A 22,677-nucleotide genomic window follows, 5' to 3' on the forward strand; every position below is an offset into this window, starting at 1 on the left:
CGGATATCCCTTAGGGTGCGGGAACTTCGAGCGTGGTAGTGTAGCTCATCCGCCGCTCGGCCGCGCGCGAATCCGAGGCGTGGTTGTCGGTCGCGGTGACGTTGAGCCAGTAGACTCCGGCGAAGGGCCATTTGACCTCGACCGTGCCGTCGGCGCCGGTGGTCAGGCTCAAGGCATGCTCGCCGTCGCGGAAGCGCTTGCTGCCCGGAATGACGGTGACGGTGAGGCCAGCGGCGGGCTTGCCGTCGATCAGGAAGCGGAAGCGCGCGGGCTCGTTGGAAACGAGATCGTCGGGATGGTTGACCGGATCGAACTCAAGGCCCTTGCCGGTGGGCGCGAGAACGGTCTTGGTCGGTTCGCCCGCAGTGACGAAGAACTCGTTGCGGCTGATCGATTCGGTGAGCTTGATGTCGGTGGCGCCGGCCGGAATCTCGGCCACGCTGGCAACCGACTTGGCGGGCGCGAAACCGCCTTCACCGCCGGGGCGCGGGCCACCTTCGCCGCCGGCAGGACGTGGAGCGCCCTCGGGACGTGCACCTTCCGGACGGCCAGCACCGGGACCGCCGGGGCCCATGCCGGCCGCACCGGGCGGCGGACCGCGACGGGCGCCCACGCGCCAGGTCTCGCCATTCAGGGAGAACGTGCCGCCAAGATTGCTGGAGAAAGTGCCGATCTTCCACGTTCCGGCCTTGTCGACCTGAACGTCGAACATCGAGCGGTAGCGCCCGGTTGCCGCGTTCTGGATCCGGCCCTTGCTGCCATCGGGCTGGGTGACCTGGATCTGGTCGGTCTGCATCGGGAAGTGGTCGGGATCGAACAAGTCGTTCGAGACTGCCGCGTCCACCGTCACCCAGCCGTCGGTCCCGGCCAGCGTCGTTACCGAGGGTAGCAGCCACTGGCGGTGCGCCGAAGCGGCGGTGGGAAGCGCAAGAAGCGCGGCTGCGGCGAGCAGCCCGGTTGCATAAGCCTTCATGTCTGGAAAACCCCCGTTATCGAGAAAGCGTGATGGTGCCGAGTTCGGTCTTGCCGCTCGACTTGGCATTGGCGGCGGGCACGGTGATCGGCACGGTGACAAGTTCGCGGCCACCGGTTTCGCGCGCGGCCTCCACATTGAGCACGTAGCTGCCCGGCTTGAGGTCGGCAGGCAGCGGGATCGTCTGCGCACCGGGGCCGCGCGTGGGGCCGCTCACGCCATCGGCGGGAAGCGCCATGCTGCGCCCGCCCTTGCGCCACCAGGAGCGCAAGTCCGCCAGCCACTTGGTGCCGGGTTCGTTGCCCTTCTTCTTGACGTCGTACCACACCGCGATGGTGCGGGCCGGTCCACCGGCCGCCGGCTCCAGCCAGACTGCAACGTAGGGCTTGTGATATTCGGCAACCTTGAGCTGCGGGATCGTCACGGTGACCGTGGCGGCAGAGGCGGGCACGGCAACCGCGCCGCCCAGCAGGATCATGGAAGTCAGACGCATCGGTGGATCCTTCAATGGATGAAAACGAGGGCGAGCACGACCGGAAGGGCCACGCCGGCAAGCACGATGGGCCAGGTCGAGGGCCGGTGGCGCGCATGGACCTGGAGCAGGAAAAGGCCGGTCACCGTGAAGAGAATGCAGGCAACCGCGAAGACATCGATGAACCAGAACCACGTGGAGCCCGAATTGCGGCCCTTGTGGAGGTCATTGAGGTAAGAAATCCAGCCGCGATCGGTGACTTCGGCGCTGATCTTGCCGCTGGCGCGGTCGATGCTCACCCATGCGTCGCCGCCGGGGCGGGGCAGGGCGACGTAGACCTCGCTGTCCGACCATTCGCCCGCCTTGCCGGAGGCATCGAGGCCGACTGCCGCACGCACTGCCGCCGCTACGGGAGCGGGCAGGGGGGCATCGTTGCTCTTCGCCTTCAGCGTTGCCAGCAGAGTGGGCGCAAGCTGTCCGCTACTGTCGGTAACGACGGGCTCGGCGGGAATCGAGGCGGCGTGGTTGAGTGTGATTCCGGTGACCGCAAAGAACAGCATCGCCGCAAGCGAGATCGCGGCACTGATCCAGTGCCAGGTATGAAGCTGCTTGACCCACCAGTTCCGCCACTTGCGGGACTTCTTGCGGGGGAAGGTGCGGATCTCGGGAGCGTTCACGGGGAAGGGCCTGGTCAGGAAGGAACTATTCGAAATGGGTGCGAAATGCCGGTTGTTGCGAGGCATTAGCAAGAAGGCCCTTAACACATCGGACCGATTGCGCCAGAGCCTTCTTGCGCGCTGAGCCATAAGCCTTTCGTTCGGCCTAACCATTGGCTTTGCCGCGGACACGAAGCATCGCCTTGAACTGACGATGCCTTCGTCGGATTGCTACGTCTCCCGTCCGGCTTGCCGAATGCCTTTCTCATCGTCCGGGCGCCTGTTGCGAAAGGATCTCGACGGGCCGAACTGTTACAGCTATGAGAATGACTCGCAATAGCTGGGACGGGCGGTCCGTCCCCAGGGGGATTCCACGTTGACTGGACTAGCTTCGATCCCGCAATCGGCTCCGATTTCGCGACCGGAATCCGCTCCCCAACGCGCCGTCGCGGGGGGTGAAGTCGTCGCGATGCCGCAGTTCGGCACTGCGCCATGGCAGGCTTCGGGCCGCTACGGCGAGGAGCGGCGCGCGAATCTGCCCGCCGTCGCGGCGTCCCTGGCGATCGTGGCAGGCATGCTGGCAACGATTCTGGCCATGAACGTTGTCAGTGCAGAGAAGGTGAAGCGTCAGCACGTGTCGGTCATCGATCTCGACGTGACGCCGCCGCCTCCGCCGCCCGAGCAGGCGAAGCCGAAGCCCGTGATCCCGCCCCCGGCCTCGCCCATCGTCGCGCCGCCGCCACCCATCGTGCTGACCAATACGCCGCCGCCCATCGCCACCTCGCCGGTGCCGGTGCCCGTTCCGGCGGTGGCTACGGTGGCTGCCGCGCCTGTGGTGTCGCAAAGCGCCGCTCCGGCCGCGCCTGCACCGGCGCCGCGCGTGGAGAACGCGGGCGATCTCTCCTCGAAGATGATCTTGGCCACGCCGCCGCGCTATCCGATCGATTCGCGCCGCAAGCACGAGCAGGGCACCGTGGTACTGACTCTCCTGCTCGATCTCGACGGCAAGGTGGCGGACATTTCGATCTCGAAGAGCAGCGGGTTCGATTCGCTCGACCGCGCCGCGCTCTCCGCCGTGCGCCGCTGGCGCTGGCAGCCCACGCGCCGCGATGGCGCGGCAGTTATGGTGCGCGGGCTTGTCGAGATCCCGTTCGTCCTCCAGACCTGATCGGGTGCGCCGCATCGGCGCCCCGTCCTGAGGAATTCATTCTGTCCCGCCTGCCGCCGCTAGCCGCGATTCCTGCCGACGTGCGCTCGCTTGCCGACTACGAGCGACGCGCGCGAGACCATTTCGCGGCCGATGCCTGGGAGCATGTGCAGTCAGGCAGCGATGCCGAACTGACGCTCGCCGATAATCGTGCCCAGTTCGACGGCCTTCGCTTCGTGCCGCGCATGCTGCGGGACTTGTCCGGGGGCTCCACCGCGCTCGATTTGTTCGGCCGCCGCCATGCGGCGCCGATCCTGCTGGCCCCGCTCGCCTACCACGGGCTGGCCCATCCGGCGGGCGAACGGGCCAGCATGCAGGCGGCGACCGCGCTCGATACGACCATGGTGGTGAGCACGCTTTCCGGTGTGCCGCTGGAGGAGATCGCGGCCACCGCGCGCGCGGCCGCCAGCGAACTGGCCCGCCCGTTGCCGCCCTTGTGGTTCCAGCTCTATTTCCAGCCCGACCGCGCACATAGCCTCGAACTCGTGCGCCGCGCAGAAGCGGCGGGTTACGAAGTGCTGGTGGTGACGGTCGACGCCGCGATCAAGCGATCCGAATTCGCGCTGCCGGAAGGCGTTTTCGCAGCGAACCTCACGGCCTTTCCGCGCACCACGCAGCGCGCCGAGCCGGGGGGCGGCCAGATTGTCTTCGGCACACCGCTGGCCGATGCGGCGCCGACATGGGCGGACATCGCATGGCTGCGCGGCGAGACGCGCTTGCCCATCGTCATCAAGGGCCTGCTGTCACCCGAGGATGCGCGGCTCGCTCTGGAGCATGGCGCGGATGGCATCGTCGTCTCCAACCACGGCGGCCGGGTGCTGGACGGCCTCACGACGCCGATGGCGGCGCTGCCGGGCATGGTCCACGCTGTAGAGGGGCGGGTTCCGCTGCTGCTCGACGGCGGGGTGCGGCACGGGACCGATGTGCTCAAGGCGCTGGCGCTGGGGGCCAGCGCGGTCATGGTCGGGCGCCCGCAACTTCATGCGCTGGCGGTCGCGGGCATGACCGGCGTCGCGCACATGCTGCATATCTTGCGCGCGGAATTCGAACTGGCCATGGCGCAAGTCGGCTGCAAGCAGCTTGCCGATATCGACTGCCGCTTGCTGGCCTGAGTTACGCCGTCAGGCGAAGGCTGCGGGGCGGCGGAAGACGATCCGGCGGCGGATCAGCCAGCTCGTGAAGAAGCTCAGGGCAATTGCCAGAGCCTTGGTAATCGCGAGGTGCATTCCGAGCATGGCCCCCGCGCTGACGACGCCAGTGGTGATCGCAAGGCCGGCCAGGGCGGACAACACGAACAGGGCTTTCTGCCGTGCGCGCGCCATGCCGCCTTCAGCGACCTCGCCCGTGAAAACCACGCGGCTGGCGACCAGCCAGTGGGCAACGATCCCTGCAGAATAACCCGCCGCCGAAGCCGGGCCCGCGGACACCGCAAGCTGCACCAGTAGCCAGAAACAGGCGATGTCGACGCCGAGCGCCAATGCGCTTGCGGCTAGATAGCGCAGGAACGTGTCGCGCATGAGGCGGACGACGAGAGGGTGTTCGGCAAGCATGCGCATCAGGCAGCCTCGCGCTTGCTGCCACCTTCGCTGGATCCGGCGATGCGCGCGGGCACCTCGCGGACCGAGGCGAGCGCGGCGGCCTGATCCGGCGTTGGCGCGCGCGATCCGGGGGCGGCGGGCAGGGCCTTGGTTTCGCCTTCGTCGCCGGCCTCGTGGTATTCGGCGTCCTCGTTGACGCACCAGGTGTCGTAGACGCGCTCGCCGGCGAGGATGTTCTCGACCGTGAGCATCGCGGTCATCATCGCGTGGTCCTGGTTGTTATAGCGATGCATGCCGTTGCGGCCGACCAGGTGGAGCGAGGGATGGCGCGCTTCGAGTTCCTCGCGCATCGCGGCGACATTGGCGGCATAGTCCTCGTCATAGACCGGGTAGGCCTTTTCCTGACGGACCACGAAGCCGCCGGTGACCTCGTCGGCACGGCACAGGCCCAGCGTGACCATCTCGCGCGTGGCAAGGGCGACGAGATCGTCGTCCGCCATCGACCACAGGCCGTCGCCTTCGAAGCAGAAGTATTCGAGGCCGACGCAAGCCATCTCGTCGTCGGGCACCATTTCCGGCGACCACGAGCGGAAGTTCTGGATGCGGCCGACTTTCACCTTGCTGTCATGGATGTAGATCCAGTTGTCCGGGAACAGGTCGTCGGCGCGGATCTTGAGAGCGACAGTCAGGAAGTCCCGGTATTTCAGCTCGCTGGCTTGCAGAGTGGTCTGCGGAAGCGGATGCAGGCGTGCGGCCAGTTCACGCATCGGCGCGGAGCTGATCGCATGCGCGGCGCGAATGGTCACGTCGCCCTCGCCGGAATCGGCGGTGAGGCGCCAGCCGCCCTGACCGTCGCTGGCGAGCTGGCGCAGGGCGTGACCCATCAGGACTTCGCCCTTGCCGCTCTCGACGATCCGGTCGCGCGCGGCTTCCCACATCATGCCGGGGCCGAGGCGCGGATAACGGAAGGTTTCGAGCAGGGTCTTCACCGCCTGACCGTCGTTCGGGCGCTTATTGAGGCCAAGGCTGCGCCGGAGGCCGTCCGTCACCGCGCTCCAGAGCGAGAGGCCCTTGATGCGCTGGGCGGCCCAGTCGGCGCTCATCTCGTCGCAGGGCATGCCCCAGACCTTCTCGGTATAGGTCTTGAAGAAGATGGAATAGAGCTTCCAGCCGAACTGGTTGGTGGTCCAGTCTTCGAAGCTTTTCACCGTGCGGCGGGGGAACAGCTGGGCCTTGGCGAAACTGGCCATGCACAGCGTGGAGCGCCAGATGCCAAGGTTCCACAGCGCCTCGAAGGCGCGCAGCGGGTAGGAGTAGAACTTGCCCTCGTAATAGATGCGGCTCATCCGCGGACGCTGGATGAAATCGTCGGGCAGGATCTCGTTCCACAGGTCGACGACCTGCTGGCTTTTCGAAAAGAAGCGGTGGCCGCCGATGTCGAAGCGATAGCCTTCATGCTCCACGGTACGGCTAATGCCGCCGACGTAATGGGGGTCTTTCTCGACAATGGCGACAGTGAGGCCGGCTTTGGTGAGCAGATAGGCAGCGGTCAGGCCCGCCGGTCCGGCACCGATGATGGCAACATCGACGGCGATCTCGCCATCTTTCGCTTCGCCCGTGAAGTCGGCTGCCGCGCTTGAAAATGACATCTCATGCCCCCCGTAGTAACACGCAGAGGAATGGAAGAAATTGGTTTATGGGCGGTTAAGGCGCTCTTCGTGCTCGATTGTGTGTCTGTAAGAACAACAACAGGCGGCTCCCGCCCCGCGTACCGAAATCGATACGCGGGGCGCTGAAACCTCAGGCGTGGGCAGACTTTTCGCGCAGCAGGCCGCTGACCGTGTAGAGCGCGAAGCCGATCACGTTCCAGACGACGAAGAATTCGATCGTGCGCAGTTGCAGGCTGGTGAAGAGGTAGGCGCAGCCGAGAATCGTGGCGGGCCCAACGAACCAGACCAGCGGCGTCACGAACGGACGCTCGATTTCGGGCGAACGGCGGCGCAGCACCATTACCGCGAGGGCCGTGGCGATGAAGGCGGCAAGAGTACCGGCATTGGCGAGCGAGGCGATCTCGTCCAGCGGCATGAGGCCAGAGATCACGGCGGCGACAAGCCCGGTCAGTATGGTGACCGCCACCGGCACGCCGCGCTTGTTGACGGTCGAAAGACGCTTGGGGAGCAGGCCGTCGCGCGCCATGGCGAAGAACACGCGGCTCTGGCCGAACATGAAAACCATGATGACCGTGGGCATGGCGATCACGGCAGCCATGCCGATCAGGGCGGCGGCGGCGGGGTGGTTGAGGCTCTTGAGCACGAAAGCCAGCGGTTCGGGGCTCGGCGCGAAGAGCTGGAAGGGCACCGCACCCAGCGCGGCGGCAGCGACGCCGACATAGACCAGCGTGCAGATTATCATCGAGCCGACAATGCCGATGGTCAGGTCCCGTTTCGGATTCTTGGCTTCCTCGGCAGCGGTCGAGATCGCGTCGAAACCGTAGAAGGCGAAGAAGATGATGGCCGCGGCGCCCATCACGCCGAACTTCTTGCCGTCGATATCGGTGGCGCCGAAGCCGAAGGGCGCGAAGGGATGGAAGTGCGCAAGGTCGAAAGAGGGCAGCGCCAGCGCCACGAAAGCGGCCAGCGCGATCATCTTGATGATGACGAGGATGAAGTTCAGCGTCGCGCTTTCACGCGTGCCGGCCAGCAGCACGCCGGTAACGGCAAGCGCAATGAAGATCGCGGGTACGTCGATCACGCCGCCTGCCAGGAGCGAGTCCGGTACGCCCCAGCCAGCCTGCCGGATAAGACCCGAGGCGTAGCCGGACCAGCCCACGGAAACCGCCGAACAGACCAGCGTATATTCGAGGATCAGGCTCCAGCCGATTACCCACGCGAGCGCTTCGCCCACCGCGACGTAAGAATAGGTATAGGCACTGCCGGCCTGCGGCGTCAGGCTCGCCATTTCGGCATAGCACAGCGCTGCGCAGGCGCAGACCGCGCCGGCAATCGCGAAAGAGAGCACGACGGCGGGCCCGGCAAGGCCGGCGGCGACGCCGGTCAGCGTGTAGATACCGGTGCCGATGATGGCGCCGACACCCAGCGCCATGAGGTGCGGCCAGCCGAGCGACTTCTTCAGCCCGCTCCCGGTGTGCCCTTGCGGCACCAGCGGCTTGCGCCGGGTCATGAAGTTCATCGCTACAGCCTCTCAACCATGATTTTGATCGGCGGCAGGCAGCAGGATTCGTGGCGGAAGGCAAGGCGTGATTGCGCTCCCGCCACAATTTGTTGCGTCAAGTTTGTCTTTTGTTGCGCATCTGGAATATCTTAAGGGCGCATCACCCAGCCGCCGTCGACATGGATGGTCTGTCCGGAAATCCATGCTCCAGCCTGCGAACAGAGCAGCAGCGCGGTGCCGACCAGTTCGTCAGGTTCGCCGCGCGCGCGCAGGGCGCAAGTCATGTTGAGGAACTGGATGAAGGGCGAATCGTCCGGAACCAGCATCTTGCCCGCGTCCGAGGTGACATTGCCCGGGGCGATGGCGTTGCAGGTGATGCCGTCCTTGCCGAACTGCTTGGCCAGCGTTGTGGTCAGGCCGACCAATGCCAGTTTGGTGATGCCGTAGAGCCCGGTTGCCGGGAAGGCACCGCCGGAAGTCTGGTTGATGATCCGACCGCCGCCGCGTTCGCGCATCGATGGGACAACCGCGCGGGCGCAGAGCAGGGCGCCGTTGAGATTCACCGCGAACGCCTTGTTCCAGGCGTCGAGGTTGACCGTCTCGCAATTGTCGTAGCTGACGTCCACCATCAGCGCGGCATTGTTGATGAGGATGTCGACGCCGCCGAAAGCCTCCTTCGCGGCGGCGCCCATCGCGAGCGTCGATGCCTCGTCGGAAACGTCGACCTGCACGCCCACGGCCTTGCCGCCCGCCGCCACGATCTCTGCGGCGACGGCCTTGGCGCCTTCGCCGTTAAGATCGGCCACGACTACCGAGGCGCCCGCATTGGCAAGGCCCAGCGCATAAGCGCGGCCGATGGAATTACCGCGTCCGCCGGCGCCGGTGACCACCGCGACTTTGCCGTCGAGGCGGAATTGATCGAGAGTAAATGCCATTGTCCTGTCTCCTCAGCCTGCCGTGATGCCCGCGTCGAGCGAGAGGCAGGCGCCATGAAAGCCCCGTCCGGCCGGAGAGGCGAGCAGCACCACAAGGTCTGCCACGTCCTCCACCTCGACTTGCCCGCGAAGCCCCGAGAAGCGCTTGAGCAGTTCGAAGTCACAGCCTTCGGGCGGCGTGAAGTTGGTCGCGATATTGGTAATCATGCCGCCCGGGGCGACGGCGTTGATGCGGATGGGTTTCTTCTGGAATTCCATCGCCATGGCCTTGGTCATGCCGACAAGGCCCCACTTGCTGGCGCAATAGGCGGCGGCATAGGCCTCACCGATGTAGGACGCGCAAGAGGCGACATTGACCACGGCGCCGTTCACTTCCAGCAAGTGCGGGATCGCGGCTTGCGAGAGGAAGAACGGGGCGTTGAGATTGACGTCGATGGTCCGTTCGTACTGCGCCTGCGGCATCTGCGGCGTATTGGCGAGGTAGATCAGCCCGGCGACATTGCAGAGCGCGTCGAGCCGGCCGAATTTCTCCACGGCATGGACGATGACGGCCTGACAAGCGGCGGGATCGGACAAGTCGGCAGTCTCGCTGCCTACCTGGCGGCCGTGCGGGGCGAGCAGGTCTGCCGTTTCGGCAAGTCCCGCTGCGTTCACATCCACCAGCCAGAGATCACAGCCCGCTTCGGCCAGCTTGAGCGCGGTCATGCGGCCAAGGCCGGAAGCCGCGCCCGTGACGACGGCGGCCTTGCCCGTCATGTCGAGGCTTTTGAAGATCACGCTCATTTCGTCGGTTGCTCCGTTGCAGTCAGAGCCGCGTCGAGAAAGGGATCGGCGGCCAGCGCCAGTGCATTGTCAGGCCCGGCAATCGCGCCGAGCAGGTCGACGTCCTTGCGCAGCAGCTTGCTGCCGTGGGCGAAAGCACCGGGCGAGGGCAGGCGGGCGTAGACCTCGAAACCGAAGCTGCGGCCGCTGGAATGCTTGATGAGATCGGCAAGGGCGGCCCGGTCGATGCCAAGTTCTTCGCCCAGCGACAGCGCGGCATGGGCAAGGCCCATATTGGCGGCCATCAGCGCATTGTTGACGATCTTTGCACGCTGGCCGGAGCCGACCGACCCGAGCAGCACGGTCTTCCCCGCGAAGCTTTCCATGACCGGCAGTGCCTGGGCGAAGGCCGCCTCGCTGCCACCGCACATTACGGTGAGCGTGCCGGCTGCCGCGCCCGCGCCGCCGCCGCTGACGGGGGCATCGAGTAAGGAAATGCCGCGTGCTTCCGCTTCCTGCGCCAGCCGTTCGCAGGTCTGCGGCAGGATCGTGGAGTGGATGACCAGCACGCTCCCCGGCTTCATCGCCGGTAGAAGCTGCGCGCAGATATCCTCCACGCCCGCATCGTCGACCACGCAGACGCCCACGTGGTCGCAGGCAGCGCCAAGCTCAGCGACTGAGTTGGCACGCGTAGCACCCTTGGCGACGAGATCGTCCGCCGCCTCCGGTCGGCGAGCCCATACGGTGAGGGGATAACCCGCCGCCAGCATCCGCTCCGCCATCGGCCCGCCTTGCGAGCCGAGGCCGATGAAGCCCGTTCGGGCCTTGTCTTCAGCCATGCCAGGGAAGCCCCTTCGCCACCTTGTCGGTCATTTCCAGCACCACGGACTGAATGCGCGAGGCCTTGGGCCATCCGGCATGCGTACCGTATTGCAGGCAGAATTCGCGCATTTCCTCGGGCGAGCAATTGCCGCTGGCCATGGCGGCATGGATGTGGCTGCGGATCGGGATCTCGGCCCCGGATTCGCAGACGCCGACCAGCGTGATCCAGCGGCGCGAAGGCTCGTCCAGACCGCGACGGCACCACATCTCCCCGAAGACGAAGTTGTTGATCCCTTCGAGATAGGGCGTCGACGGAGGCCCGGGCGGGAAAGTCATGACTTGCGCGAATTCGTCATGTCCACGCTGGCTGCGCACGGCAGGGTCCCATGGTTCGGGGCAGACCGGCGGGACAGTGGCGGGCGGCAAGCCCAGTTCGTCCGCCACGCGCGTCACCGCGCGGTCGAGCTTTCCGCCGTTGCCCCAGCCGGCATAGACGGCAAGGTGCAGCGCGGCCTCACGCAGTTCGGCCAGAGAGAGCGCCTGCGTGGTCAGCGCGCCGCGCACGAAGTCGTCGATCTGGCTGTTTTCAAGACCGCAAGTGACGGCGCTGGCGATGGCGACAAGGAAGCGTGGGCGGCGCGGCAGGCCGGGCCGGGTCCAGACTTCGGCGAAGACGAAATCGCGCCACGATTCTTCCAGCAGCGTCGCCGGCGTGTTGGACGTGCGCGCCGTGACTTCGGCCTCGGTGGCGAGGCCGCGCGCGGCGCGGTCGGCGGGGTCAAGCAGTGCCATCGGTATCTCCTCAGTCCTGCAGGTTGACCCAGACATTGCGGACCTGCTGGAACTCGCGCAGGCCCTCGATGCCGCCTAGACGGCCGTGTCCGGAATGCTTCATGCCGCCGAACGGCACGCAGGGGGTCATGGCCTCGCCCGATCCGTTGACCTGCACTTGCCCGGCCATCATCTGCCCTGCGACGCGGTGCGCGCGGGTCAGATTGGTGGTGTGGACATAGGCGCCGAGGCCGTAATCACTGTCGTTGGCTAGCGCGATCGCCTCTTCCTCGCTGTCGAAGGGCGTGACGACCAGAACCGGGCCGAAGACCTCGTTCTTCGCAATCTCGCTTTCGGGAGCGACGCCGGCCAGCACGGTCACCGGGTAGAAGTAGCCTTCGCCATGATCGCCATCCATGCGCGCGCCGCCGCAGAGGACTTCGCCGCCTTGCGCCACGCCACGCTGGACCATGCCGTCGATCCGGTCGAGCGCGCCTTGCGAGATCACCGGGCCCATGAACGTGTCCATCGCGAAGGGATCGCCCACCTTCACATATCCGGCCATGGCCTTGAGCATTTCGAGATAGGGCTCATAGACCGTCCGCTCGACCAGCAGGCGGGTGCCGTTGACGCAGCCCTGTCCATTGGCGCTGACCGCGCCGGAAAGGCCGCGTTTGGCAGCAGCCTGAAGATCGGCGTCAGCGAAGACCACGACCGCCGATTTTCCGCCCAGTTCAAGGCCTACCGGCTTGAGCGTCTCGGCTGCGCTGGCGAGGATCTTCTTCGCGGTCGCGCCGCTGCCGATGAACTCGATCTTGTCGATGCCCGGATGGACGACCATCGCCGCGCCGACATCCGGCCCGCCAGTGACGAGGTTGACCACGCCCGCCGGGAAGCCCGCTTCGTGTATCGCTTCCATCAGCTTCATCAGCGACCATGGCGCCAGTTCGGGCGCTTTCAGCACCACGCAGTTTCCTGCCGCGAGGGCAGGGGCCATCACCATCGTCGCGGCGAAGAGCGGCCCGTTCCACGGCACGATGATGCCGAGCGTGCCGTAGGGTTCGTACATCACGTAGTCGTGCGCGGGGCCGCCCCAGGTGGAGACGGTGCGCCCGTCGATCTTGTCAGCCCAGCCGCCGAAATAGCGGAACTTCTGCGCGGCATCGAGGCTCATGTGGCCGCCGGCGATCAGGATCGAGCCGTTCTCGGCCGTGAGCAGCGGCGACATTTCGGCCGCCTTGGCCTCGATCACCGACGCAAGGCGGAACATCAGGTCGCGGCGCTTGTCGCCCGGCAGCGCGCGCCACGCAGGCTGCGCGGCCTTGGCGGCGGCGACGGCGCGATCGACGTCGGCCGGACTGGCCAGCCGGACCTCGCGCGTGACGCGGCCGGTGCCGGGGTAGACGTGGTCCCACGCGGCGCCACTGCCGCCGCTGGCGCGTTCCTCGCCGATGACCAGCGAGATCTCGGGAAATGCCGAAATATCCGGATGTTGGAAGCCCATCCTCGTACCATTCCTCTCCAATGGCGGCGCTTGCGACCGCTTCAGTTCGAGGCGAAGGGTATTGAGGCAAATATGAGCGGTCAATTGACTTGATTTCACCGAATTTTGGGTGAAAATAGCCCGAAATCGATAATAATGTGCTTATTAATGGAGAGTGCGATGGCCGGAACGGCGGGACGGCGCAAGGGCACCAATCTGGTGGCGCGCACGGCGGGAACCCTGCGTGAGCGGATCTTCGCGCAGGCGCCGGGCACGCTGCTCGGCTCGCTGCACGAATTGGCGCGCGAACTGGAAGTGGGCATCGTGACGCTTCAGCAGGCCGCGCGCGTGCTGGAACACGAGGGCCTACTGGAAGTGCGGCGCGGGCCCGGCGGCGGTTACTACGGCGCTCGGCCGGACGATGCCGCGCTCGAACGCGCGCTCTCTTCCTACATGCGCATGAATCCGGCGGGCTATGAGGAAGCGCTCGACATGACCTCGCTGCTGTTCACCGAACTGGCGACGGCGGCGGCGGGCTGCACCAGCGCATCGTTGCGGGCGCGGCTGAAGGCGCTGGGGGAGGAGGCCGGGCAGTGCCGCGACATGGCGGAGTTCGGGCGCTTCGAGGAAGCGTTTCAGGAACTGCTGTTCCAGATGGTGCGCCGCCCGTTGTTCGAGATGTTAACGCGGGTAACGCTCCACCATGCCGCTCTGGAAGGCGGTACGGTGACCGATGTCGCGGGGATCGGGGTGGAGAACTGGCGCGATGGGCGCAGGCGGATCATCGCCGCGATTCTGTCTGGCGATCCCGATCTCGCCCGGTTCGAAGCGAACCGTCAGAACCGCGCCGTCGTGATGGCGCAGCGGGCCTGAGTTTTCCATTTTGGGACAGGGAACCGTTCCGAGTCGCGGATTGTTACGTAGGAGATGGCCAAATCCTCCAACTCCGCCAGCCGCTTGCGAGTTTGGGAAAAAATCTTTGGTCTTAGCCAAAATATAGCGTTCTCCCTTAAGGGAAATCAGTTAAAGTGGTTTGTGCAGCAGAACAGGGGTCCTTTGGCTTATGTCAAAAGATGCACGTATATATTCGATCGACGGCGGCGCACTTCCTGCACAGTCCGACGCAAAAAGCTTGACCAGTCAACTCGATGAAATCCTTGGCCTGCTTCATGCCGAGTTTCCGGAAGCGGCGGCCATTACCCTCGATTTCAACGGCAAGCTTCACGTCCATATGGATGTCCGCAAGGGTGAGGATGTACCCCTGCTTGAGGAGCGACTTTCGCTGCTTGAAGAGGGGATGTTCACGCAAGTTGGGCGTGGGGCGACCCCGGGTCATCCGTTCTCGCACCGCATCTCCGCGCTGATCGCCAGGTAAGCTTCGGGATAACGCTTAAGCGACTGACGGGCGCCGCAATCAACGACGGCGTCTGAACGAGACAGGGAGATGCGAGCGAGACGCGCCCTTCCAGACAGTGGAAGGGAGGATGCCTGCAAGGCAACATCGCCGTTCCGCCAGAACCAGATCACATCATCGGCTGAAGCTGATCGGAAGCCATGGTGCGGGCTTTCGGTGCGCGCGAAGGTGCGATTTCGCGTCAGAATTCCGGCAGCTTCTGCGCCGCGAAACCCCAGCCGCGCAGGGTTTTCGCGCGCTCCAGAAGCTTTTGCGCGTCGTCTATCGAGAAGGGGTGGGCGTCCTTCATGTCGCCAAGCTCGTCCCAGTCGATCGGCACGGCTATGGGCGCTCCGGCACGGGCGCGGGCAGAATAGGGCAGCACGGCTGTACTGCCGCGCTGATTGCGCAGCCAGTCGATGAAGATCCGCCCCTTGCGCTTTGCCTTGCTCATGGTGGCGACGTAGCGATCCGGATGCGCCTGGCTCATGGCCTGTGCGAAGCGCTGGGAAAAGTCCTTGTGGGCGTCCCAGTCATGGTCGGGATCCAGCGGGACGACCACGTGCACGCCCTTGCCGCCCGAGAGCATCGCGAAGCTAACCAGCCCCAAATCGGCAAGCTGGCGGCGAATTTCCTGCGCGGCCTTGCGGCAATCGGCGAAATCGAGACCCTCGTCGGGGTCGAGGTCGAAGACCATCCGGTCGGGCTTCTCCACGGCATCGGCGCGGGCGCCCCAGCCGTGGAACTCGATCGTGCCCATCTGCACGCATGTCAGAAGGCCGTCGGCATCGTCGATGTAGAGGTAGTCCTCGGAGCCTCCGTCCTTTTCGCGGATCGGCACGTGGTGCACGTGCGGGCCAAAAGCGCCGCTGTCGTGCTTCTGGAAGAAGCAGGCCTTGGCGCGCCCTTGCGGACAGCGCACGAGACTGACCGGACGGCTGGCGGCAAACGGCAGCATGAAAGGGGCGATGTCGACATAGTAGTCGGCCAGCTGGCCCTTGGTGCGGCCGCTTTCGGGAAAGATCACGCGGTCGCGGTTGGTGATTGCGATTGCCGGTTTCGCCTTGGGCATGGGCCGTGCCTTCTCCTCCGTGACCTCTGGTGCCGTCTTATCGCTCCGCAGGCCGACGAAGCTGGCGTGGCGCACGCGGCCTTCGGCGGTCAGCTCCGCAAAGGCTACTTCGGCCACGAGCTTCGGCGTCACCCAGCTGGCGCCGCGCGCGTCCGCCTTGTCCACTTCCAGCGCGGCAGACTTGCGCTCCAGTCTGGCCAGCCGGGCGGCGATGTCGTCCAGCAGCGCCCCGTCGAACCCGGTGCCGACCTTGCCGCGATAGACCAGATGCTTGCCTTCATATTCCCCCAGCAGGAGCGAGGAAAACGGGCGCCCCTTGGCGCGTGAGCGCGACCAGCCGACCACCACGAATTCCTGCCGGCGCGAGCACTTCACTTTGACCCAGCCGCGCGTTCTGCGCCCGAGGTATGGCGCGTCGATGCGCTTGGCGATCACGCCTTCCTGTCCGGTCTCGCACATCGCCTGGTAGAGCTTTTCGCCTCCACCGATCAGGTGATCGGCCACGAAGATCGGTGACTGCGCGTCGGCAAGCAGGGCTTCGAGCCGTTCCTTGCGTTCGATTTGCGTGCGAGGCGCCAGATCTTCGCCATCCAGTTCGAGGAGGTCGAAGGCGTGGAATTCCAGCGCGTCGCTTTCCCCTTGCGCACCGTGGCCGCGCTTGAGAACCGCCTGTAGCGCCGAAAAGTCCGGATTGCCGTGCTGGCCGCGCGCGATGATCTCGCCGTCGATCAGGCACGGTGGCAGGTCCAGCGCACCCATGGCCTTGGCGAGCGGCCCGAACTTGTCCGTCCAGTCGAGTCCGCTGCGCGTGTAGACCGCAACGCTCCCGCCCGAGACGGCGAAGAGCGCGCGATAGCCGTCGAACTTGATCTCATGCATCCAGAGATTGCCTGCGGGAACCGCATCTACGAGCGTTGCGAGTTGGAGCTTGCGGAATTTCGGAAGCGGGGCGGCGCGGGCGGACTTGGTATTCGGCTGGGCACGCGATCTGGCCTTGTTGTCGGTATGCCTTGCCGCCTCTGCCATTGTCTTGGCAAAGTCCGCGCCGTGCTTGCCCGCGAGCGATTGCGTGCCTGCCTTGTCAGCCTCGATCTCGGCCATGGTGCGGCCCGTGAGCACGCTGGTCAGCCCTTTCTCGACCAGTTCGTCGCCAGCAACGTCGTGGCCGTCCGCCACTTTGCGCAGCAGCCAGTTCTCGCGCTTTTCGCCGGGCTTGCCTTTCATGCGCACCAGCAGCCATTCGCCCTGCATGCGCTGGCCATGGAGCCGGAAATGGAGATGTCCCTCGTCCAGATCCTTGGCGCTCTTGCCTTCAATCGGCTCCCAGATCCCCCGGTCCCAGAGCATCACCGTACCGCCGCCATATTCGCCTTTGGGAATACGCCCTTCGAACCCGCCATAGGCCAGCGGATGATCCTCGGTGCGCACGGCAAGCCGCTTGTCATCGGGATCGGCGCTCGGGCCCCGCGTCACCGCCCAGGACTTGAGCACGCCGTCCACTTCCAGCCGAAAGTCCCAGTGCAGCCGCCGCGCCGCGTGCTTCTGGACGATGAAGAGATTGCCTTTGTCACTAGCCCCGCGCTTGCCCGCAGGCTCGGCCGTTTTCGCGAAATCGCGTTTGGCGTTGTAGCTGGCGAGGGGATCTGAAGGGGCCTTGCGCGCCGCCATGGCTCAGGCTCGCTTGCGGCTGCGCGGGGAGGCGGTCTTCTTGGCGGGCGCCTTCTTCGCGGTGCTGCCACTATCGCCCACCGATTTGCGCAGCGCCGCCATCAGGTCGATCACGTTGCCCTTGCCGCCACTGGCGGGCTCCTCGACATCCTCGAGCACGCGCTTGTTCGATTTCGCCTTGGCCTTCTTGTCGATCAACCGGTGCAGCGCATCGACATAGCGGTCGTGGAATTCGCTCGCATCGAATGGCGCGGTCTTCTTGTCGATCAGGGTGGTGGCCAGCTCCAGCAGGTCCTTGTCGGGCTTGGCATCGCCCACGTCGCGGAAATAGTTCTGCGCCTTGAGCACTTCATCGGCATAGCGCAGCACTTCGAGCACCATGCCGCGCCCGCAGGGCTTGAGCGAGACCAGTTGCTCGCGCCCGCGCACCGCAAGCTGGCCGATCCCGACCTTGCGGCTGGTGCGCAGCGCCTCGCGGAGAACCGCATAGGCTTCCTCGGCCAGATCGTCGGCGGGGACCACGAAGTAGGGCTTTTCGTAATAGAGCACGTCGATCTCGTCGGCCGCCACGAACTGGACGAGTTCCAGCGTGCGACGGCTCTCGATCCTGACCGCTTCGATCTCCTGTTCGTCCAGCAGCACGTAGCTGCCTTTCGAGATTTCGTAGCCCTTGAGGATCTCGTCGCGGTCGACCGGGCCGATGCCGGGGGCGACTTTCTCGTAGCGGATACGCTTGCCGCTGGGCTCGTGGATCTGGTGGAACTGGATCGCGGCGCCCGACCGCGTTGCCGGATAGACCTCGACGGCGATCGAGACGAGCGCGAGCCTGATCTGTCCCTGCCAATATGCGCGTGCGGCCATTGCCCAGTCCTTTCGGCGAGATCAGTCCTTTCGCCGGGATAAGCCCTCAGAAGGGGCGGGGTTCCCATGCGCTCCGGCGAAGGACTGTCGTTGAACCATCATCAAACGGTGATCGATCCGTCATCTGACTGAATTATCGGAAGGTGGCGGGCGGCCTGTTCCTGCCGGGACGCAACTTGACCGACGAACCTGTCCGCCTTTACCCCGGTGCCATGCGCGACTGGACTATTCCCAACGACCGCTATGGCCGAACGGTCTATGCTGGCATGCAGGCGAAATTCTGATGAGCATGTTTCTTCTTCTCGCTGCCGCGCTGACTTCGGCTCCCCAAGTTCCTAAACCGCCGCTCGCCGCCACGGAGCTGCGCCGTATACCCGCCGAGGAAGCGCGGCAGGGCGCGACGGCCGGGCACGGTTCGGTCTATGCGATCGATAATCACGCGATCGGTCGATACGACGCGAACACGGGCAAGCGCGTGGCCCACTGGGAGGGCGATCCGGCCCGGTTTCCGCATATCAATTCCTGCGAACTCAATGGCCGCGATCTGGTCTGCGCAGCGTCGAACTATCCGCATGTGCCGATGAGCAGCGAAGTGCTCTGGTTCGATGCGACAACGCTGGAACTGCGCCGCACGGAGTCGCTTGGCCACGGGCACGGTTCGCTGACATGGGTGAGCCGTCATGGCGGCGCATGGTACGCCTGCTATGCCAATTACGACGGCAATGGCGGCGAGCCGGGCCGCGATCATCGTTACACCACGCTGGTCCGCCTTGACGACAAGCTGCGTGAGACCGGGGTCTGGACGTTCCCCGACAGCGTGCTGGAGCGGTTCTCTCCGCGCAGCGCCTCGGGCGGGGCCTGGGGCGACGATGGGCTGCTCTATGTGACCGGCCACGACCGACCGGAGATGTACGTCCTGCGGGTTCCCACCAGAAGCGGCGTGCTGGAGCACGTGACGACGATCGCACTGCCCACCGATGGACAGGCTATCGGCTGGGAGCAGGGCGAAAACCGTGTGCTCTGGTCGATCGAGCGCAAGAGCACCGAAATGGTCGCCAGCCGGGTGCCTCCGGTACTCACCCGATAAATTCCGCGCCGCTCTCCGGATCACTCCGGATAAGCGGCAGCGGCGACGTCATGGGTTTGCGGCTCGCGAGTGCGAGGGCGTAACCGAACTGACGCCGTTTCATCATCACGTCGTCAAGCCGGTGGTCTAGCGCGCACGCGGGCGGAAACCCGAATGTGGGGAGCGACGATGTTGGAATATACCGGTCCGGGGGAATCTGCGGGGGCGCAGACTACTCTTGAGGCAACGAAGAACCGTAGAGCACGGACGAGCAGGGCGTATGTGGCAGCAATGCTCTTCGCGATGGCGATTGTGGCGGGGCTGGTGTTGGACGCGTTCCTCAGCCAGCCGGCCGTCGCACTGCCGACCACGGTAAACCCGCTTCCGACCGGGATGCGCGGCGATCTTTCGGTCATGACTTATAACGTCAAGGGCCTGCCCTGGCCGCTGGCGAGCGGGCGTCCGGAGGCGCTGGCGGCAATCGGCCAGCGTTTGGCGCAATTGCGTCGGATGGGCCGCCAGCCGCAGGTCGTGGTCTTGCAGGAAGCCTTCATTCCCGAAGCCAAGGCGATTGCGCGCGAGGCCGGATATGCGTTCGTGGCCACGGGCCCGCAAGGCCGCCCGGCGCCGAATGAGGATCAGGCGGCGACGCGGGCATGGACCTTGGGCGAAACCGGCGAGGCCCATGTCGATAGCGGTCTGGTGCTGATGTCCGACCTGCCGATCCGCCGCGCCGAGCGTGCGGCATTCCCGGCAGTGGCCTGCGCGGGCTATGACTGCCTTGCCGCCAAGGGCGTGTTGGTGGCCGAGCTTGCATTGCCCGGCGGCGGCACGGTGCGGGTGGCGACCACGCACCTCAATTGCCGCAAGGCTTCGGGCACGAGTTCGCAGCGCAGCGACGCGGCCTATGCGCAGCAGGCGGCCTTCCTGAGCAATGTACTGGCCCGCTCACGCGCCGATGGCGTGCCGACGATTCTGGCCGGAGACTTCAATCAGGGCCAGCGGCCGGACCGGATCGCGATGCTTCACGGCGCGCTCGACAAAGTGCCGGGCGCCGAGCGCGAGGATGCCCTGAGCCGTCGGTTTGACGCCGATCCCAGCGGGATGGCGCGGCTCACCGATGCGCAGTGGATCCGCCACAAGGCCCGCGACATGCAGTTCACGTTCGACGGCAGCCCCGCGCGGCTGATGCCGGTGGGGATCGAGATCCCGTTCGGCACCGAGCCCGATGGTTCGATGCTCTCCGACCACATGGGCTACACGGTGCACTACGCGATCCGGCGCGGCAGCCAGCGCGCCTGAGATCAGCGGGCGGGGGTCAAGGCAACTCCCGCCTCACACAGGGTGCGCGCAAATGCCCGGGCTTCCTCCGGCCGGTTCCAGCCGTGGAACGAGGCGCGCAGGATCGCCCCGCGGAAATCGTGCGCGAAGCCGGCTGCGCGGAGCGCCTGCGTTGCAACGGTCGGATCGTTGCAGGTGAGGCACAGCGTTCCGCCTCGCTCGCTCCAGTCGAGCGATTGCCCGGCTTCCTCCTCGAAGGCGGCGATGCAGGCGCGGTTGTTCGCCAGCAGTGCGTGCTGTCCGATTGCCAGCACGGTGCGGATGCCCTCGGCGGCCACCGCGAAGGGAGCGACCGAGGGCGTGCCGCCCTGAAAGCGCCGCGCGTCGGATGCGTAGCGGAAGTCGCGGATATTGAAGGCGAAGGGGGTCTCGTGCGCGAACCAGCCAACGTCGAGCGGTTCAAGCGCAGGAATCCGCTCTGCCTGCACATGAAGATAGGCCGCGCCGGGGCCGCCACAGAGCCACTTCACGCAGGAACCGATCATCGCATCGACCCCCCATTCGCGCGCGGCAATGGGCAGGATTCCGGCGGACTGCGCGACATCGACGATGGAGAGCGCGCCGTGCTTGCGGGCCAGCGCGGCGATCTCGGTAATCGGAGAGACTAGCCCGCTGTTCGAATGGACATGCATGGCGATGATCGCGGCGACTGAGCCGTCGCAATGGCGTTCCCACGTCGCGGGATCGGAGGGATCCTCATGCGCGGGGATAAAGCGCGGCGTCAGCCCGAGGCCGGCCAGCGGCGCGAGCACGAAGCCGACCGTTGGGAAGGCCTGTTCGCTCAATAGCACCATGCCTTTGCCGGGCTCCGGGCGCAGACCCGAAAGCAGCGTGAACAGCGCCGCCGAAACGCTCGTCTGCGGAGCTATCGTTGCGGCATCGACGCCCAGCAATGCGGCCACGGCAGAACGGAAGCCCTCGATGGTGTCCAGCCAGTTCGCCCAGGCATCGCCGCCAGCCGTGCGCCACGGGGCGAGCATGCCAGCTTCCAGCGCCGGACCCGCCGAGCGTGGCAGACAGCCGACCGAATGGGCGAGCAGATAAGGCCCGCCCTCGGGCAGATGGAACAGGTCGCACGTTTCGGTCATGCCGCGTCGGCTTTCCCGATGCTGTCTCGCACGCGGCCGTAATCGTGGCCCCAGTCGTCGGTCATTTCCACGCGCACGTCCCAGAGCGCGGGGAAGAAGCGGTGCTTCGCGCCTGCCTGCAAGAGATCGACCGAGCGGCCCTTGAGTGAGGCGGAGCCCATGCCGATGGAACGGTGGATCAGGAAGATGTGGTGCCAGCGGAACTTGCCGAACAGCTCGTCCAGCTCGATCAGCGCTTCGGCGAGCACATAGGCCTCGTCATGCGCGAAGCCCTGATCGTAGATCTCGCGCACGGTGCGGCCGGCGCCGGAAACGTAGGCCTTGTCGAACGTGTGCCACAGTTCGGGAACGATGCGCAGCAGCACGCGGAAACCGGGCGATTCCTGCCCACTGCCATTGCCGAGCTGAAGCCGGATTTCCTGATATTCGCGCGGGGACATCGTTTCCAGCAGGTCGAGCTGGGCCGTCATCAGCCGCATCAGCCGATGGCAGCGACCGAGCAGCGTATTGGCGCGCAGGGCCTGCTTCGCGGCGATGCACTCGTCGATATCGAGCACGGTCGAGGCGATCAGCTTCATCCAGAGTTCCTCGACCTGATGGACGATCTGGAACTGCAACTCGTCGGCATTGCACAGCGCGTCCCACGGTTTCTGGCAGGCGAGCAGGCTGTCGGTCTTCAGATAGACCTCATAATCGAGCGCGGCGGGCGCCCCGAGCTGTTCGTAAACCTTGGCGCGATCCATGACCTCTCCCCTTATGCAAGAACGAGGACGATAGCAGTCTACGGGCGAAACATTGGTCTTGATTGGACGGCGATTGCGGGCGTTCGGGGAACGGAATAAGGAGATTTGATAATTCTGGAGAACAATCGTTCCATGCCCGACCTCGATCCCGTCGATATGCGCCTGCTCCGCGCTCTGGAGCACGACGCGCGGCTTTCCTTCGCCAGCCTTGGCGAAGTGGCGGGGGTCTCCAAGACGCCGAGCTGGAAACGGGTGCAGGCGATGGAGAAAGCAGGCGTGATCGCCGGCTACCGCGCGGTGATCGATCCGGCGGGTATCGGGCTTTCGACGAGTGCCTTCGTGCAGGTCTCGATCGAGTTCGACCGGCATGAGGCCTTCGAAAGCGCGGTGCAGGACGAACCTGCGGTGCTCGCGTGTCATGCGACGGTGGGGGATTTCGACTACCTCCTGCAAGTCGCCACGGCGGGTGTTCCCGAACTGGACGACCTGCTGCGCAACCGCCTGCGCAGGTTGCCGGGTGTGCGTCATTTCACTACCACTCTTGCCATGCGCGACGTGAAGCCGCGCGCTTACCTGACGGATGCGGCGAAGGGGTGATACGGGGCACGCCATACCCGCACCGCTCGGCGGAAAACCCGAATAACCCTCGTCATTG

22 protein-coding genes are annotated in these 22,677 nt (G+C 65.6%); 7 read left to right on the forward strand and 15 right to left on the reverse strand.

Annotation, left to right across the window (positions count from 1 at the left end; genetic code table 11):
* Positions 1-10 precede the first annotated feature (10 nt).
* The 3 genes from AC1VVM_RS09925 to AC1VVM_RS09935 are packed head-to-tail and all read right to left on the reverse strand — an operon-like array spanning position 11 to position 2,122.
* Positions 11-973: a DUF4198 domain-containing protein gene (locus AC1VVM_RS09925; RefSeq protein WP_482903801.1), complete on the reverse strand. Its 963-nt coding sequence runs from the start codon at positions 971-973 to the stop codon at positions 11-13.
* Positions 974-989: 16 nt separating this feature from the next.
* Entirely contained in the window at positions 990-1,466 is a 477-nt protein-coding gene (locus tag AC1VVM_RS09930; RefSeq protein WP_482903802.1) for a DUF2271 domain-containing protein, read from the reverse strand.
* Between the two features lie 11 nt (positions 1,467-1,477).
* Entirely contained in the window at positions 1,478-2,122 is a 645-nt protein-coding gene (locus AC1VVM_RS09935; RefSeq protein ID WP_482903803.1) for a PepSY-associated TM helix domain-containing protein, read from the reverse strand.
* Positions 2,123-2,477: 355 nt separating this feature from the next.
* On the opposite strand from AC1VVM_RS09935, the gene AC1VVM_RS09940 reads away from it, so the two are divergent.
* Both AC1VVM_RS09940 and AC1VVM_RS09945 read left to right on the forward strand, forming a co-directional pair.
* On the forward strand, positions 2,478-3,269 hold the full coding sequence (locus AC1VVM_RS09940) for an energy transducer TonB (RefSeq protein WP_482903804.1): 792 nt from the start codon (positions 2,478-2,480) through the stop codon (positions 3,267-3,269).
* Positions 3,270-3,349: 80 nt separating this feature from the next.
* On the forward strand, positions 3,350-4,420 hold the full coding sequence (locus AC1VVM_RS09945) for an alpha-hydroxy acid oxidase (protein WP_482903805.1): 1,071 nt from the start codon (positions 3,350-3,352) through the stop codon (positions 4,418-4,420).
* Positions 4,421-4,429: 9 nt separating this feature from the next.
* Here AC1VVM_RS09945 and AC1VVM_RS09950 read toward each other — a convergent pair whose 3' ends face one another.
* The 8 genes from AC1VVM_RS09950 to AC1VVM_RS09985 form a co-directional block, all read right to left on the reverse strand.
* Entirely contained in the window at positions 4,430-4,864 is a 435-nt protein-coding gene (locus AC1VVM_RS09950; protein WP_482903806.1) for a GtrA family protein, read from the reverse strand.
* Positions 4,864-6,495, reverse strand: coding sequence for an NAD(P)/FAD-dependent oxidoreductase (locus tag AC1VVM_RS09955; protein WP_482903807.1), 1,632 nt, complete (start codon positions 6,493-6,495; stop codon positions 4,864-4,866). Before AC1VVM_RS09955 ends, AC1VVM_RS09950 begins: the two co-directional genes overlap by 1 nt.
* Positions 6,496-6,646: 151 nt before the next feature.
* Positions 6,647-8,035 carry an amino acid permease gene (locus tag AC1VVM_RS09960; RefSeq protein WP_482903808.1) on the reverse strand — a complete coding sequence of 463 codons (1,389 nt, stop codon included), beginning with the start codon at positions 8,033-8,035 and terminating at the stop codon, positions 6,647-6,649.
* Positions 8,036-8,166: 131 nt separating this feature from the next.
* Entirely contained in the window at positions 8,167-8,952 is a 786-nt protein-coding gene (locus AC1VVM_RS09965) for an SDR family oxidoreductase (protein ID WP_482903809.1), read from the reverse strand.
* Between the two features lie 12 nt (positions 8,953-8,964).
* A complete protein-coding gene (locus tag AC1VVM_RS09970) occupies positions 8,965-9,735 on the reverse strand; it encodes an SDR family NAD(P)-dependent oxidoreductase (protein ID WP_132384986.1) in 771 nt (256 codons plus the stop codon).
* Positions 9,732-10,553: an NAD(P)-dependent oxidoreductase gene (locus AC1VVM_RS09975; protein WP_482903810.1), complete on the reverse strand. Its 822-nt coding sequence runs from the start codon at positions 10,551-10,553 to the stop codon at positions 9,732-9,734. Before AC1VVM_RS09975 ends, AC1VVM_RS09970 begins: the two co-directional genes overlap by 4 nt.
* The gene (locus tag AC1VVM_RS09980; protein ID WP_482903811.1) at positions 10,546-11,328 is read right to left on the reverse strand and encodes a carboxymuconolactone decarboxylase family protein; all 783 of its coding nucleotides are present in this window, start codon (positions 11,326-11,328) and stop codon (positions 10,546-10,548) included. Before AC1VVM_RS09980 ends, AC1VVM_RS09975 begins: the two co-directional genes overlap by 8 nt.
* Before the next feature lie 10 nt (positions 11,329-11,338).
* Positions 11,339-12,811, reverse strand: a complete 1,473-nt coding sequence (locus tag AC1VVM_RS09985) for an aldehyde dehydrogenase family protein (RefSeq protein WP_482903812.1) — start codon at positions 12,809-12,811, stop codon at positions 11,339-11,341.
* A 159-nt stretch (positions 12,812-12,970) separates the two neighbouring features.
* Between AC1VVM_RS09985 and AC1VVM_RS09990 the strand changes: the two genes are divergently transcribed.
* The gene (locus AC1VVM_RS09990) at positions 12,971-13,663 is read left to right on the forward strand and encodes a FadR/GntR family transcriptional regulator (RefSeq protein ID WP_482903813.1); all 693 of its coding nucleotides are present in this window, start codon (positions 12,971-12,973) and stop codon (positions 13,661-13,663) included.
* A gap of 259 nt (positions 13,664-13,922) precedes the next feature.
* A complete protein-coding gene (locus AC1VVM_RS09995) occupies positions 13,923-14,165 on the forward strand; it encodes a hypothetical protein (protein WP_482903814.1) in 243 nt (80 codons plus the stop codon).
* 220 nt (positions 14,166-14,385) lie between these two features.
* Here AC1VVM_RS09995 and ligD read toward each other — a convergent pair whose 3' ends face one another.
* Both ligD and ku read right to left on the reverse strand, forming a co-directional pair.
* A complete protein-coding gene (ligD, locus tag AC1VVM_RS10000; RefSeq protein WP_482903815.1) occupies positions 14,386-16,923 on the reverse strand; it encodes a DNA ligase D in 2,538 nt (845 codons plus the stop codon).
* Positions 16,924-16,926: 3 nt separating this feature from the next.
* On the reverse strand, positions 16,927-17,784 hold the full coding sequence (gene ku, locus AC1VVM_RS10005; RefSeq protein WP_482903816.1) for a non-homologous end joining protein Ku: 858 nt from the start codon (positions 17,782-17,784) through the stop codon (positions 16,927-16,929).
* Between the two features lie 283 nt (positions 17,785-18,067).
* Between ku and AC1VVM_RS10010 the strand changes: the two genes are divergently transcribed.
* Both AC1VVM_RS10010 and AC1VVM_RS10015 read left to right on the forward strand, forming a co-directional pair.
* A complete protein-coding gene (locus AC1VVM_RS10010; protein ID WP_482903817.1) occupies positions 18,068-18,871 on the forward strand; it encodes a hypothetical protein in 804 nt (267 codons plus the stop codon).
* 270 nt (positions 18,872-19,141) lie between these two features.
* Positions 19,142-20,152 carry an endonuclease/exonuclease/phosphatase family protein gene (locus AC1VVM_RS10015; RefSeq protein WP_482956339.1) on the forward strand — a complete coding sequence of 337 codons (1,011 nt, stop codon included), beginning with the start codon at positions 19,142-19,144 and terminating at the stop codon, positions 20,150-20,152.
* Between the two features lie 2 nt (positions 20,153-20,154).
* On the opposite strand, the gene AC1VVM_RS10020 is transcribed toward AC1VVM_RS10015, so the two are convergent.
* Positions 20,155-21,279 carry an aminotransferase class V-fold PLP-dependent enzyme gene (locus AC1VVM_RS10020; protein WP_482954978.1) on the reverse strand — a complete coding sequence of 375 codons (1,125 nt, stop codon included), beginning with the start codon at positions 21,277-21,279 and terminating at the stop codon, positions 20,155-20,157.
* Positions 21,276-22,022, reverse strand: a complete 747-nt coding sequence (locus tag AC1VVM_RS10025; protein ID WP_482903819.1) for a tryptophan 2,3-dioxygenase family protein — start codon at positions 22,020-22,022, stop codon at positions 21,276-21,278. Before AC1VVM_RS10025 ends, AC1VVM_RS10020 begins: the two co-directional genes overlap by 4 nt.
* 132 nt (positions 22,023-22,154) lie before the next feature.
* Between AC1VVM_RS10025 and AC1VVM_RS10030 the strand changes: the two genes are divergently transcribed.
* Positions 22,155-22,619, forward strand: coding sequence for an Lrp/AsnC family transcriptional regulator (locus tag AC1VVM_RS10030; RefSeq protein ID WP_132384998.1), 465 nt, complete (start codon positions 22,155-22,157; stop codon positions 22,617-22,619).
* Positions 22,620-22,677: the final 58 nt, after the last annotated feature.

The sequence above is a fragment of the Novosphingobium sp. BL-S-33 genome, from assembly GCF_056857025.1.